The following is a 12137-nucleotide window of genomic DNA, read 5'->3' on the forward strand; positions in this document are numbered from 1 at the left end:
GTCGGCGCTCGATGCACTGGAGCGCGTACGGCTGCGCCAGGAGATACGTGCGCTGCAGCAAAAGCTGGGCGTGACCACCATCATGGTCACGCACGACCAGGAGGAAGCCCTGAGCGTGGCCGACCGCATCGTGGTGATGAACCACGGGCTGATCGAGCAGGTCGGTACGCCGATGGAAATCTACCGCGAACCTGCTTCACCCTTTGTGGCCGATTTTGTCGGCAAGGTCAACGTGATGCCGGTGCGCGTGAGCGGCGGCGAGATGAAGTTCGGCGCGCTGTGCCTGCCCTGCGATGGCGCCGACCGCGAGGCGAAGATCTACCTGCGGCCCGAAGACGTGCTGGCCCGGCCGATCGCCGCCGGCGATGCCCATGTGTTCGACGCGACCATCGAGAAGATCGAGTTCCTGGGCTCCTTTTGCCACGTGCACGTGGCCTCGCCCGCACTGGGGGGCCACAAGCTCACGGTCTACCTGTCGCTCAATTTCCTGTCGGAGCAGTCGCTGCAGGTCGGCTCCTCGCTGCCGCTGAAGCTGCTGCCCGAACGCATCAAGGTGTTCTGATGCCGGTCTTCACGCCCCCCGCGCCGCCCATGGTCAGGCAGCGCGCGCACTGGATAGACCACATCGCCTACGCGGCCCTGGCGCTGGTTGCCCTGGTCCTGGTCGCCTTCCTCGCCGCGCCGCTGCTGGCCATCCTGCAGCAGGCCCTGCTCGACAAATCCGGCGGCTTCGTCTGGTTCGACAACTTCATCGAATACGCCAAGACACCCGCCTTGCTCGAGAGCCTGTGGAACAGCCTCTGGGTGTCGGCCGTCGTCACGCTGGTCGCCGTGCCGCTGGCCTTTGGGTTTGCCTATGCACTGGCGCGCTCCTGCATGCAGTACAAGGCGCTGTTTCGCGGCATCACGCTGATCCCGCTGCTGGCGCCCTCGCTGCTGTCGGCGATTTCGCTGATCTACTGGTTCGGCAACCAGGGCGTGCTCAAGGGCTGGATGCAGGGCATCGGCATAGACCAGATCTACGGCGCGCCCGGCATCGTGGTGGCCGAATGTTTTGCGGTGTTCCCGCATGCACTGATGATCCTGGTCACGGCGCTCACGCTGTCGGATGCGCGCCTGTATGAAGCCGCCGACGCCATGGGCACCAGCGCCAGGCGCAAGTTCTTCACCATCACCTTGCCCGGCGCCAAGTACGGCCTGATCTCGGCGGCGCTGGTCACCTTCACGCTGGTGATGACCGACTTCGGCATCCCGAAAGTGATAGGCGGCAACTTCAACGTGCTGGCCACCGACGTCTTCAAGCTGGTCATAGGCCAGCAGGACTTCGCCAAGGGCGCGGTGGTCGCCATCCTGCTGCTGGCGCCGGCCGTTCTGACCTTCGCGGTCGACAAATACGTCAGCAAGCGCCAGACCGCGATGCTGACGGCGCGCGCCGTGCCCTACCGGCCCACGCCCTCGCGCGGCTACGACTGGGCCATGACGCTGTATTGCTGCGCGATCGCCTTCCTGGTGCTGGCCATGCTGGGCATGGCGGTGTTCGCCTCCTTCGCGAGCTTCTGGCCCTACAACCTCACGCCCAGCCTGCGCCACTACACCATGGGTCTGGTCGATGCGGAAGTCGGCGTCGGCTTCCTTAACAGCCTGAAGATGGCGGCGGGCACGGCTTTTTTCGGCACGGCCCTGGTATTCGTCAGCGCCTACCTGCTCGAAAAAACCAAGGGCATGGACGGCCTGCGCGGTTTTGTGCGCATGCTGGCCATGCTGCCCATGGCGGTGCCCGGCCTGGTGCTGGGCCTGGGCTACATCTTCTTTTTCAACGCGCCCGACAACCCGCTGAACGGCCTGTACCACACACTGACCCTGCTCACGCTGTGCACCATCGTGCACTTCTACACCACCGGCCACCTCACGGCGGTGACGGCGCTCAAGGCGCTGGACGGCGAATTCGAGGCCGTCAGCGCCTCGCTCAAGGTGCCCTTCTTCAAGACCTTCTGGCGCGTGACCTTGCCGATCTGCACGCCGGCCCTGGTCGACATCGCGCGCTACTTCTTCATCAACGCCATGACGACGATCTCCGCCGTCGTCTTCCTTTACTCGCCCGAAACCAAGGTCGCCTCCATCGCCATCCTGAACCTCGACGAGGCCGGCGAAATCGGCGCCGCGGCGGCCATGGCGGTGCTGATCGGTACTGCTTCGACGGTTGCGACCCTGCTGTTCATGGCGCTGGCGTGGTGGGTCAACCGGCGAACGCAGGCGTGGAAAGGATGAGCGTTGTGGTTCTCACGAGCGGAAGCCCGATCTTGACGGTTCGGGTTGAGGTATCGAAGTCTGGCTTCGTTCCGGCTTGCGTCATCTTTGCCAGGTGTGGCTGGCCGGGAATGGCCCGGCGGCCAGTAACTTTCTTTTGCTTCGCCAAAAGAAAGTCACCAAAGAAAAGGCGACCCGCAGTCTGGGTCCCCTGCGCTTCGCTCCGGGGCAACCTGCGGTGCTCGACTGCGGCGGGGTCTCGCGCAAACTCGCCTTCGGCTCAAACAAGCGCGATCCCTGATCCGCCTCCGTCTGCGCTCCTCGGCCCAGCCAGGACGGGGCAAGCGGGAGCGGGGACAAAGACAAACAAGGACACGCCAAGGCGTGTCCTTGCGGATTTCGGTATTTCTTCTCCCCACCCCTTGTGGATGCGCCGAGGAGCGGAGGTCCAGACGGATCAGGGCAAAAACTTGTTTGAGCGAAGCGAGTTGTTTTTGACCCCGTCCGGACCGAGCACCGCAGGTTGCCCGCAGCGAAGCGGAGGGACGCAGCAACCAGGGTCGCCTTTTCTTTGCTTACTTTCTTTTGGCGAAGCAAAAGAAAGTGAGTTGCCGCCGGGCAACCCCGGCCAGCAAGCCTCGGCAAATCCAGCATCGTCCGATCAAAAACCAGCCTTCGACAGGCACAGCCCGAACCGTTCACCGGCATAGATTCGAAAACCAAAGAGACAAACCATGGACAGAGACAAAATCCTTTTGACGCCCGGTCCGTTAACGACCACCTTGCGCWCCAAGCTCGCGATGCTGAAAGACTGGGGCTCCTGGGACAGCGACTTCAACGCCGTCACAGCCAGCGTGCGCAAAAGCCTGCTGGACGTCATCCATGGCCAGGATTCGCACGTTGTCGTGCCACTCCAGGGCAGCGGCACCTTCAGCGTGGAGGCTGCGGTGGCCACCGTGGTGCCGCGCGACGGCCATGTGCTGGTGATGGACAACGGCGCGTACTGCAAGCGCGCGGCCAAACTCACCACGCTGATGGGCCGGCGCTGCACCGTCATGCCTTTTGACGAAGCCGCCCAGGTCTCGCCCGCCGCGCTGGACGCCATGCTGGAAGCCGACACCAGCATCACCCACGTCATGCTGATCCATTGCGAGACCGGCGCCGGCGTGCTCAACCCGCTCAAGGAAGTGGCCGACGTCTGCAAGACCCATGGCAAGGGCCTGCTGGTGGACGCCATGAGTTCCTTCGCCGCGATCGAGATCGACGCGCGCAAGGTGCACTTTGACGCCCTGGTGGCCGCCAGCGGCAAATGCCTGGAGGGCGTGCCCGGCATGGGCTTCGTCTTCATCCGCAAGGCGGTGCTGGACGGCTGCGCCGGCCGCAGCCAGTCGCTGGCCATGGACCTGCACGACCAGTACGCCTATATGGAAAAGACCACGCAGTGGCGCTTCACGCCGCCCACCCACGTGGTGGTGGCGCTGGCCGAGGCGATTGCCCAGTTCGAGGAAGAGGGCGGCCAGCCCGCGCGCCTGGCACGCTATGAAAGCAACTACCGGACGCTGATCACCGGTATGGCGAAACTCGGCTTCAAGCCCTTCCTGGACCCGGCCATCCAGGCCCCCATCATCGTGACCTTTCACGCGCCGGCCGACAGCCGCTACGACTTCAAGACCTTTTACGCCGCCGCGCGAGATCGCGGCTTTGTCCTATACCCGGGCAAGCTGACCCAGGTGGAAACTTTCCGGGTCGGCTGCATAGGCGCCATAGGCCCGAATGAAATGGCGCAGGCGGTACAGGCCGTGGCGGGCGCCTTGCAGGACATGGGCATCACCTCTGCCGCGCCGGCCTGAGCAAAGAACCAAGCGGCCCTGGCTTCTCTTCACCAGCAGGGGCCGCGGAACTGGCTTTGCCAGGCCGCAGGCGCAGCGCCCCCTCGGGGGGCAGCGCATTACACGAAGTGAAAAGCGTGGGGGCCTAATGATTTCGGCGAAATGCTTCGGAAGGCAGCTCGCCAAACATTTGCTGGTAGTCGTGCGCGAAATGACCAAAATGCCAAAACCCCAGGTGTGTTGCAGCCGCCGTCACGGACGTGGCGGTCTTCAGCGCCTGCCGGGCGGCGTTCAGGCGCACGGCGCGCAGATAAGCCAAGGGGCTGATGCCCAGCGCCGTCTGAAAACCGTTTTGCAAGGTTCGCCGGCTCACGCCGAGTTGCTCACACAGCGCCAGCACAGTGGGCGGCTGATCAAGTTGCGTATGCACCAGCTCACGGGCGCGCCGCGTCAGCGTCCAATGCCCGTGAGTGCCGACAGCGTCCGCGCTACCCGTCGGCGCAAGAACACGGCCGAGCTGCTCCATCACCGTGTCGAGCATGGCGGCCTGCACAGCGGGCGACTGCAGCAACGCAGGGGCCGCTTCCACGGTATCCAGCACGCCGGTCAGGCACTGCCTGAGCCCCGCCTGCGCCGCGCCGTCCAGCCGGCGCAAGCCGGCCTGCGCACCCAGCCGGGCCTGCAGCGCCGGATCATGCTCACCGCAGCGGCGCCAGGCGGCCTCATCCAGCTCCAGTCCCAACATCACATGGCGGCGGGACGAGCGGAACTCAAAACCCGACTCACCCGAAAACACATGCAGCGCCCCTGCATCACTGGGCGCACCGCAAAACACACTGGGCCCATCAACCTGCAGCGGCAAACCCAAGGCCAGCGCCCCTTCGCGGATCTGGCCGGTCTGGTAGACCGACTCCCGCAGGCTTTCCACAAAGAGCCGCAAGCCCGCGAACTCAAGCTGTCGCACTTCTCCGCCGAACGCACCGCGCGAAAGCTGCAGGTAGCTCTGGTTCCAGCCCGTGAGCGCAGCTGCCTGCTCGTCCGCGTCGGCAAACGACGCGTGGGACAACAGGGCCGGTGGGGCCGGCTGGGCGGTATCGGAAGGATGTGCCATCGCCGCATTCTTGCAGGATTCGTGCCGCATGCAAGCTACGCTTTGAAACAGTTCGACTTACTTTCGCTCACTTCGCCGGCGCCTCATCCGCGCAGTTTGCCGAAATGGGATTTCAGCGCGCCCACCCCCGCCCTAGGATGCAACACGGCCCCACCGGGCCCCCAACCCTGCAAGCTCCAAGGAGGTACCCATGTCAGAACGTTCCAGCGTCCAGTACGCGAAAGTCGACGGCAGCTACTTTGAAAAGAGGGGACTGCGCCGTTATGCCGGCGTCTGGTCGCTCTGGGCCCTCGGTGTGGGCGCCGTGATCTCGGGCCACTTCGCCGGCTGGAACCTGGGCCTGGCTACCGGCTGGGGCAGCATGCTGCTGGCCACCATCATCATTTCCGTCATGTACTTGGGGCTGACCTTTTCTCTGGCCGAAATGTCGCCCGCGCTGCCGCACACCGGCGGTGCTTACTCTTTCGCCCGCACCRCCATGGGGCCCTGGGGCGGCTTCTTGACCGGGTTGGCCGAGAACGTGGAGTACGTGCTGACGCCGGCCGTCATCGTGTTTTTCATCGGCAGCTACATGGGCAGCATCTTCGGCACGCCGCCGGCCTGGCAGCCGTTGTGGTGGATAGGTTTTTACGTCGTCTTCATCGGCCTGAACATCGTCGGCGTCGAGCTGTCCTTCAAGATCACGCTGGCCGTCACGCTGCTGGCGCTGGCCTGCCTTGTGGCCTTCTGGGTCAGCGCCCTGCCGAAGATCGACTTCGCGCGCTGGGCCATGAACGTGGGCGCCGGCGGCGCCGTGCTGCCCGAGGGCCGCGGCCCCTTCCTGCCGCTGGGCTTCGGCGGCGTGCTCGCGGCCCTGCCTTTTGCCGTCTGGCTGTTCCTGGCCATCGAGCAGCTGCCGCTGGCGGCCGAAGAGTCGGTGGACCCGCGCCGCGACATGCCGCGCGGCATCATCGCCGGCATCTTCACGCTGATTGTTTCCGCCTTCATGATCCTGTGGCTCAACCCCTCGGTCGCCGGCATAGGCTCGCACGCGCTCAGCACCTCGGCCGAACCGCTGCTGGACGGCTTCAAGGCGATCTACGGCGACGGCATCGCCAAGGTGCTCGCGCTGGTGGCCGTGCTGGGCCTGGTGGCGAGCTTTCACACCATCATCTTCGCCAAGGGCCGGCAGATCTATTCGCTGAGCCGGGCCGGCTACTTCCCCTCGGCGCTGTCGGTCACGCACGGCAGCCGCAAGACGCCGCACATCGCGATGATCGTCGGCTCGGTGGTCGCGCTGGTGGTGATGTTCGTGCTGTGGTTCACGCTGGGCGTCGACAAGGGCTCCGCGGTGATCGGCGGCACCTTGCTGAACATGGCGGTGTTCGGCGCCATGTTTTCCTATGTGATGCAGGCGCTTTCCTTCATCCGGCTGCGCAGCAAGCTGCCGCACATGGAGCGCCCTTACCGCAGCCCGCTGGGCGTGCCGGGCGCGATCCTGACCCTGTTGATCGCGCTGGTCACCATTTACTTCCAGCTCAGCGACCCGGTCTACCGCATCGGGGTGCTCTGGGTCGCGCTGTGGTTCGCCATCGGCGTCAGTTACTTCGCGGTGATGGGCCGGCACCGGCTGATCCTCTCGCCCGAAGAAGAATTCGCGATCAGCCTGGCCGAAAAGGGCCGGGCCGCCGCCCATCCCTGAACCACAAGGCGACCCAGACCATGGCCAAAAAAGCTCCCACCCCCTCCGCCTCGCGCGGTGTGCTCGACGCGCTGCGCAAATCGGGGGCCAACAAGATGAAGGTCGCCGTCAGCGACATCGACGGCGTGCTGCGCGGCAAGTACCTGCACAAGGACAAATTCTTCGGCGCGGCCGAACCCTATCCCGGCGGCGGCTTCGGCTTTTGCGACGTGGTGCTGGGCTGGGACATGATGGACAACTGCTACGACAACACCACGGTGACCGGCTGGCAGCACGGCTTCCCCGACGCGCTGGCCCGGCTGGACCTGGCCACGCTGCGCCACGTGCCCTGGGACAACAAAGTGCCTTTTGTGCTCGGCGAGTTCGTCAACGCCGACGGCACGCCGCATGCCGTCTGTCCGCGCCAGACGCTCAAGCGGGTCCTCAAGCGCGCAGAGAAGATGGGCCTCATGCCCATGACGGGCATGGAGTTCGAGTGGTTCAACTTCCTGGAGACGCCGCAGAGCTGGGCCGCCAAAAACGGTGTGGGTGCGGAGAAGCTCACGCCCGGCATGTTCGGCTATTCGCTGCTGCGCATGAACCAGAACCAGGGCTTCTTCAACGCCCTCATGGACGAGATGCTGGCCTTCGGCATCCCGATCGAGGGCCTGCACACCGAGACCGGCCCGGGCGTCTACGAGGTCGCCATCGCCTTCAGCGAAGCGCTGGAGCAGGCCGACCGCGCCATCCTGTTCAAGACCGGCGCCAAGGAAATCGGCTCGCGTTTCGGCATCATGCCCAGCTTCATGGCTAAACCCCATCAGCAGCTGCCGGGCTGCAGCGGCCACATCCACCAGAGCCTGTCCGACGGCAAGAACAACCTGTTCTACGACGCGAAAAATCCGCGCAAGATGAGCAAGCTGTTCGAAAGCTACATCGCCGGCCAGGTCGCCTGCATGATGGAGTTCGGCCCCATGATCTGGCCCACCATCAACAGCTACAAGCGCCTGGTCGACGGCTTCTGGGCCCCCGTCAAGCCGACCTGGGGCATGGACAACCGCACCGCGAGCTTTCGCGTGATCGCCGGCAGCCCCAAGGCCACCCGGCTGGAGACCCGCTGCCCGGGCGCCGACGTCAACCCCTACCTGGCCATGGCGGCGGTGATCGCGGCCGGCCTGCATGGCGTTGAAAAAGGCCTGAAGCTGGGCGCGCCCATCACCGGCACCAACGCCGGGGCCGAACACATCGCCCGCGCGCCGCGCACCCTGATAGAAACCACGCGGATTTTCCAGAAATCGGCGATTGCGCGCGACTGGCTGGGCGATACTTTCGTGGACCACTTCTCGGCCACGCGCGAGTGGGAATGGCGCCAGTGGCTGGACGCTGTGACCGACTGGGAAATGAAACGCTATTTTGAAATCATCTAAGGACTTGATGCAGATCCGCCGCCTTGAAATCTCCGACGCACCGGTCTACCGGGAACTGCGCCTGCGCGGGCTGCGCGAGCACCCCGACGCCTTCACTTCCAGTTTCGAGGAAGAAAACCTGCGCCCGCCGGCCGACACCGAAAAGCGCCTGTCCGCCGCGTCGGACACCGTGATGTGGGGCGGCTTCATCGATGGCGCCTTGGCCGGCGTGGTCGGCATGACGCGCGAAACCCGGCTGAAAAACCGCCACAAGGCCACGCTGGTCGCCATGTACGTCGCGCCCGAATACGGCGGCAGGGGCCTGGGCCTGGCCCTGGTCAACACCGTCGTGCAGGCGGCCAGGGCCGCGGGCGTGGAACTGCTGATCCTGACCGTGACCGAGGGCAACCGGCAGGCCGCCGCCCTGTATGAACGCGCCGGCTTCGCGGCTTTTGGCGTGGAGCCCGACGCCATCCGCGTGAACGGCGTACCGTTCGGCAAACAGCATATGTATTTGCAGCTGACTTCCGCCACCTGACCCTTACCGCCAACCGAAAAAAGACACCCCATGAGCACCACCAATTTTTCCTTCCCCACCGCCATCCGTTTCGGCGCAGGCGCGCGCAAGCAGGTTGCCGAAACCCTGTTGGCCGCCGGCTGCAAGCGCCCGCTGATCGTGACCGACAAGGCGCTGGGCGCGCTGCCGGTGCTGGCCGAGTTCAAGACCCACCTGACCGGCCTGGACGTGGCCGTGTTCTCAGGCGTCTTCGGCAACCCGACCTGCAGCCAGGTCATGGACGGCGCCGCGGCCTATAAGGCGCACAAGGCCGACTGCGTGATCGGCTTCGGCGGCGGCGCGGCGCTGGACGTGGCCAAGGTGGTGGGCATTGCCGCCACGCATGAAGGCGACATCCTCGAATATGTCTGGGACCACCCCCAGGTGCGGCCCATCGTCAACGAGCTTCCTTACTTTGTGGCCCTGCCCACCACCTCGGGCACCGGCTCCGAAGTCGGCCGCTCCTCGGTCGTGAGCGAAAACGACACACACATCAAACGCGTGGTGTTCAGCCCCAAGATCCTGGCCAAGGTGGTGTTCGCCGACCCGGAACTCACACTGGGCCTGCCGCCCCACGTGACGGCCGCCACCGGCATGGACGCGCTCACTCACAACATCGAAAGTTATCTCTCGCCGGCCTACCACCCCCTGTGCGACGGCATTGCGCTCGAAGGCACGCGCATCGCCGCGCGCGCGCTGCTCACCGCCGTCAAGGAGCCCTCCAACCTGCAGGCGCGCAGCGACATGATGATGGCCTCCATGATGGGCGCCATCGCTTTCCAGAAGGACTTGGGCGCGGTACATTCCTGCGCACATGCGCTGGGCACCGTCTGCGACCTGCACCACGGCCTGGCCAACGCGCTGATGATAGACACCGTGCTGGCCTGGAACTACGAGTCGGCGCCCGCCAAGTTCGACGAGCTGGCCCATGTCTGCGGCGTGGCCGGCGGCGGCAAGGCCTTGGTGCCCTGGCTCAAGCAGCTGAAGGAAAGCGTGGGCATCACCGGTTCGCTGTCGGCCCACGGCGTCAAGCGCGAGCACCTGCCGCGCCTGGTCGAGATCGCCACGGCCGACATCTGCCACCAGACCAATCCACGGCCTTGCAAGGCCGAGGACTTTGAACGATTATTTGAGGCCGCCCTGTAAATGGCCCCCACGCTTTTCACTTCGTGTAATGCGCTGCCCCCCGAGGGGGCCGCTGCGCCTGCGGCCCGGCAAAGCCGGTTCCGCGGCCCCTGCTTGGGTACAACAGCACGACCACTTTTAAGAAAGGTGCTCGCATGGCCGCTAGTCGTCTCAAAATAGGTTTGTCGGCCTGCTTCTCGCACGCCGATCCGACACGTTCCTATTTCACCGGCAAGACGCTGCAATACGTCGAACAGTCCATCGCGCACTGGGTCATGTCCTCGGGCGCCATGGTGGTCATGGTGCCCTGCCCCACGGGCAGCACGCAGCGCGGCGACGTGACCTACGAACATTACGCGCAGTGGCTGGACGGCCTGGTGCTGCACGGCGGCGCCGACGTCTGGCCCGGCAGCTACGGCGAGGATCCGCTGGACGAAAAATGGTCGGGCGACCGCGTGCGCGACGAATACGACAAGGCCCTGGTGGCCGCGTTTGAACGGGCCGGCAAGCCGGTTTTCGGTGTCTGCCGCGGCTTGCAGCTGCTCAATGTGGCTTTCGGTGGCACGCTGTACCAGGACATCAACACCCAGGTGCCCGACTCCTTTGTGCACCGCGACGCCGCGACCTACGACCAGAACTTCCACAGCGTCAACATCGTCCAGGGCTCGCGGCTGTCGGCGCTGTACCCCGGCGTGGAGCGCGCGCGCGTCAACAGCATCCACCACCAGGGCATCAAGGACCTGTCGCCCGAATTCGAAGCCGAGGCCTTCAGCGTGGACGACGGCATCGTGGAGGCCATACGCCGCAAGGACAAGACCAAAAGCTACATCGCCGCCACTCAGTGGCACCCTGAATTCCACAAACCCGGCTCCGACACCATAGACGACGCGGCCGTGCTCGACGATTTCCTCACGGCCGTGGCCGCCGCCAAACACAAAACCAGACCAGCATGAACACACTCACCATCCAGAATCCCGCCACCGGCGCGCTGATCGCCGAACTGCCCGCCGACGATGCGGCCTCCGTCGCCGCCAAGGCCAAGCGCGCGCGCGCGGCGCAGCCCGCCTGGGCGGCAGTGCCGCTGGCCGAGCGCAAGGACTGCATTACGCGCTTTCGCGCGGGCGTGGTCGCCGAACTCGACGCGCTGGCCGCCGTCATGACGCGCGAGACCGGCAAGCCGCTCAAGATGTCGCGTAACGAACTCAACGGCCTGCTGGGACGCATCGATTTCTTCCTGGCCGAGGCCGCCGGCGCCACCGACACCCAAACCGTGTTCAACGAGGGCGGCATGACCGAGCAGATCGAGCACACGCCGCTGGGCGTGGTCGCCAACATCTCCGCCTGGAACTACCCCTGGTTCGTCGGCGGCAATGTGTTCATCCCGGCGCTGCTCACCGGCAACGCAGTGCTCTACAAGCCGTCAGAGTACGCCGCCATGACCGGCGTGGCGATCGCGCGCCTGCTGCATGCGGCCGGCGTGCCGCAGGATGTCTTCATCCCGCTGATCGGCGGCGGCGCGGTGGGCGCGGCGCTGATGGAGCAGAAAATCGACGGCCTTTTCTTCACCGGCTCGTATGCGACAGGCGCGAAGATCGCGCAGGCCATGGGCCCGCGCATGGCCAAGCTGCAACTGGAGCTGGGCGGCAAGGACCCGACCTATGTCAGCGAAGACGCCAACGTCAAAAACGCGGCCGAGTCGCTGGCCGACGGCGCGATGTACAACACCGGCCAGAGCTGCTGTTCGGTCGAACGCATCTATGTGCACGAGAAAATTTACGACGCCTTCGTCACCGCCTTCCTGGAAACGGTGAAGACCTTCAAGATGGGCGACCCCATGAGCGAAGACACTTACATTGGCGCCATTACACGCGCGCCGCAACTCGACGTGCTGGACGCCCAGGTTGCCGACGCCAAAGCCAAGGGCGCCACCCTGCTGGCAGGCGGCAAACGCGGGGCCGGCCCCGGCAACTGGTACGAGCCCACGGTCTTCAGCAACGTGAACCACAGCATGGAACTCATGCGCGAGGAAAGCTTCGGCCCCCTGATCGGCATCCAGAAGGTTTCGGGCGATGCCGAGGCCGTGAAACTCATGAACGACACGCGCTACGGCCTGACGGCCGGCGTGTTCACGCCCGACGAGGCGCGCGCCCGGGCTTTGCTGGCCCAGGTCAACGCCGGCAGCGTCTACTGGAACTGCTGCGAC

10 protein-coding genes are annotated in these 12137 nt (G+C 65.2%); 9 read left to right on the forward strand and 1 reads right to left on the reverse strand.

All coding sequences use genetic code 11. The features are described from left to right. The 3 genes from AC1D0P_RS13165 to AC1D0P_RS13175 form a co-directional block, all read left to right on the forward strand. Window positions 1-562: TOBE domain-containing protein (locus tag AC1D0P_RS13165; RefSeq protein WP_477677151.1), on the forward strand; the 562-nt coding region annotated here is incomplete at its 5' end. Continuing rightward, entirely contained in the window at window positions 562-2268 is a 1707-nt protein-coding gene (locus AC1D0P_RS13170) for a putative 2-aminoethylphosphonate ABC transporter permease subunit (RefSeq protein ID WP_477677152.1), read from the forward strand. The genes AC1D0P_RS13165 and AC1D0P_RS13170, both read left to right, overlap by 1 nt. A gap of 713 nt (window positions 2269-2981) precedes the next feature. Then, the gene (locus AC1D0P_RS13175; protein WP_477677153.1) at window positions 2982-4097 is read left to right on the forward strand and encodes a 2-aminoethylphosphonate--pyruvate transaminase; all 1116 of its coding nucleotides are present in this window, start codon (window positions 2982-2984) and stop codon (window positions 4095-4097) included. A gap of 124 nt (window positions 4098-4221) precedes the next feature. Here the strand turns inward: AC1D0P_RS13175 and AC1D0P_RS13180 are convergent, their stop codons facing one another. Then, window positions 4222-5187: a helix-turn-helix domain-containing protein gene (locus AC1D0P_RS13180; RefSeq protein ID WP_477677154.1), complete on the reverse strand. Its 966-nt coding sequence runs from the start codon at window positions 5185-5187 to the stop codon at window positions 4222-4224. Window positions 5188-5377: 190 nt separating this feature from the next. Between AC1D0P_RS13180 and AC1D0P_RS13185 the strand changes: the two genes are divergently transcribed. The 6 genes from AC1D0P_RS13185 to AC1D0P_RS13210 all read left to right on the forward strand — a co-directional run. Further along, a complete protein-coding gene (locus AC1D0P_RS13185; protein WP_477677155.1) occupies window positions 5378-6868 on the forward strand; it encodes an amino acid permease in 1491 nt (496 codons plus the stop codon). 20 nt (window positions 6869-6888) lie between these two features. Further along, a complete protein-coding gene (locus tag AC1D0P_RS13190; RefSeq protein WP_477677156.1) occupies window positions 6889-8274 on the forward strand; it encodes a glutamine synthetase family protein in 1386 nt (461 codons plus the stop codon). 7 nt (window positions 8275-8281) lie between these two features. Next, complete coding sequence (locus AC1D0P_RS13195; protein WP_477677157.1) at window positions 8282-8791, forward strand: N-acetyltransferase family protein; 510 nt, start codon at window positions 8282-8284, stop codon at window positions 8789-8791. A gap of 30 nt (window positions 8792-8821) precedes the next feature. Further along, a complete protein-coding gene (locus AC1D0P_RS13200) occupies window positions 8822-9955 on the forward strand; it encodes an iron-containing alcohol dehydrogenase (protein ID WP_477677158.1) in 1134 nt (377 codons plus the stop codon). Between the two features lie 134 nt (window positions 9956-10089). After that, window positions 10090-10887: a gamma-glutamyl-gamma-aminobutyrate hydrolase family protein gene (locus AC1D0P_RS13205; protein ID WP_477677159.1), complete on the forward strand. Its 798-nt coding sequence runs from the start codon at window positions 10090-10092 to the stop codon at window positions 10885-10887. Next, a partial coding sequence (locus tag AC1D0P_RS13210; protein ID WP_477677160.1) for an aldehyde dehydrogenase family protein occupies window positions 10884-12137 on the forward strand: 1254 nt, incomplete at its 3' end. The genes AC1D0P_RS13205 and AC1D0P_RS13210, both read left to right, overlap by 4 nt.

This window comes from Polaromonas sp. P1_G2 (genome assembly GCF_056405515.1).

Bases quoted from the DNA above. Each gene is read 5' to 3' on its own strand.
- AC1D0P_RS13170 (WP_477677152.1), top strand. From the start codon at position 562: ATGCCGGTCTTCACGCCCCCCGCGCCGCCCATGGTCAGGCAGCGCGCG.
- AC1D0P_RS13180 (WP_477677154.1), bottom strand. From the start codon at position 5,187: ATGGCACATCCTTCCGATACCGCCCAGCCGGCCCCACCGGCCCTGTTG.
- AC1D0P_RS13190 (WP_477677156.1), top strand. From the start codon at position 6,889: ATGGCCAAAAAAGCTCCCACCCCCTCCGCCTCGCGCGGTGTGCTCGAC.
- AC1D0P_RS13195 (WP_477677157.1), top strand. From the start codon at position 8,282: ATGCAGATCCGCCGCCTTGAAATCTCCGACGCACCGGTCTACCGGGAA.
- AC1D0P_RS13200 (WP_477677158.1), top strand. From the start codon at position 8,822: ATGAGCACCACCAATTTTTCCTTCCCCACCGCCATCCGTTTCGGCGCA.
- AC1D0P_RS13205 (WP_477677159.1), top strand. From the start codon at position 10,090: ATGGCCGCTAGTCGTCTCAAAATAGGTTTGTCGGCCTGCTTCTCGCAC.